Source organism: Streptococcus cameli (genome assembly GCF_053207365.1).
The window spans coordinates 1-1,983 of record NZ_JBRUIM010000012.1; the positions used below are offsets into that span (position 1 = coordinate 1).

Below are 1,983 nucleotides of genomic sequence, written 5' to 3' on the forward strand. Positions count from 1 at the left end.
CTGAGTCAGTATCAGAATCCGTATCTGAATCCGTTTCTGAGTCCATTTCTGAGTCCATTTCTGAGTCAGTATCAGAATCCATTTCTGAGTCAGTAAGTGAGTCAATCTCCGAATCAGTATCAGAGTCAGTATCCGAATCAGTAAGCGAGTCAATCTCTGAGTCAGTATCAGAATCCATTTCTGAGTCAGTAAGTGAGTCCATCTCTGAATCGGTATCAGAATCCATTTCTGAGTCAGTATCAGAATCCATCTCTGAGTCAGTATCAGAGTCAGTAAGTGAATCAATCTCTGAGTCAGTATCAGAATCCATTTCTGAATCAGTTTCTGAGTCAGTGTCAGAATCAGTAAGTGAGTCAATCTCCGAATCCGTTTCTGAGTCAATCTCAGAATCCGTTTCTGAGTCAGTAAGTGAGTCCATCTCTGAATCGGTATCCGAATCAATCTCTGAGTCAGTATCAGAATCCATTTCTGAATCGGTATCCGAATCCGTTTCTGAATCAGTATCCGAATCAGTATCCGAATCAGTATCTGAATCCATCTCAGAATCCGTTTCTGAGTCAGTATCCGAATCAGTAAGTGAGTCCATCTCTGAGTCAGTATCAGAATCCGTATCTGAATCAGTTTCTGAGTCCATTTCTGAGTCAGTAAGTGAGTCAATCTCCGAATCAGTATCAGAGTCCGTATCAGAGTCCGTATCCGAATCCGTTTCTGAATCAGTATCCGAATCAGTATCTGAATCCATCTCAGAATCCGTTTCTGAGTCAGTATCCGAATCAGTAAGTGAGTCCATCTCTGAGTCAGTATCTGAATCCGTTTCTGAGTCAGTATCAGAATCCGTATCTGAGTCCATTTCTGAATCAGTATCTGAGTCAGTAAGTGAATCCATTTCTGAGTCAGTGTCAGAATCCATTTCTGAGTCAGTATCAGAATCCGTATCTGAATCCGTTTCTGAGTCCATTTCTGAGTCCATTTCTGAGTCAGTATCAGAATCCATTTCTGAGTCAGTAAGTGAGTCAATCTCCGAATCAGTATCAGAGTCCGTATCCGAATCCGTTTCTGAATCCGTATCCGAATCAGTATCTGAATCCATCTCAGAATCCGTTTCTGAGTCCATCTCTGAATCGGTATCCGAGTCAATCTCTGAGTCAGTATCCGAATCCGTATCTGAGTCCATTTCTGAATCAGTATCTGAGTCAGTAAGTGAATCCATTTCTGAGTCAGTGTCAGAATCCATTTCTGAGTCAGTATCAGAATCCGTATCTGAATCCGTTTCTGAGTCCATTTCTGAGTCCATTTCTGAGTCAGTATCAGAATCCATTTCTGAGTCAGTAAGTGAGTCAATCTCCGAATCAGTATCAGAGTCCGTATCAGAGTCAGTTTCTGAATCGGTATCCGAATCAGTATCTGAGTCAATCTCAGAATCAGTTTCTGAGTCAATCTCAGAATCAGTTTCTGAGTCCATTTCTGAGTCAGTATCAGAATCCGTTTCTGAGTCCATTTCTGAATCAGTATCTGAGTCAGTGTCAGAATCCATTTCTGAGTCAGTATCCGAGTCAGTATCAGAGTCCGTATCTGAGTCAGTTTCTGAATCAGTTTCTGAATCAGTATCTGAATCGGTATCCGAATCAGTATCTGAGTCAATCTCAGAATCAGTTTCTGAGTCAGTGTCAGAATCCGTTTCTGAATCAATCTCTGAATCCGTATCCGAATCAGTAAGCGAGTCAATCTCTGAGTCAGTAAGCGAGTCAATCTCTGAGTCAGTATCCGAATCAGTAAGTGAGTCCATCTCTGAGTCAGTATCTGAATCCGTTTCTGAGTCCATCTCTGAATCGGTATCCGAATCCGTTTCTGAGTCCGTATCCGAATCAGTAAGTGAGTCCATCTCTGAGTCAGTATCAGAATCAATTTCTGAGTCAGTATCCGAATCAGTAAGTGAGTCAATCTCTGAATCGGTATCAGAATCCATCTCTGAGTCCGTATCAG

1 protein-coding gene is annotated in these 1,983 nt (G+C 41.8%); it reads left to right on the forward strand.

From position 1 onward, the window contains the following. Positions 1-104 precede the first annotated feature (104 nt). On the forward strand, positions 105-1,983 hold a 1,879-nt coding region (locus ACVR1I_RS10865; protein WP_447444023.1), incomplete at its 3' end, for a DUF445 family protein.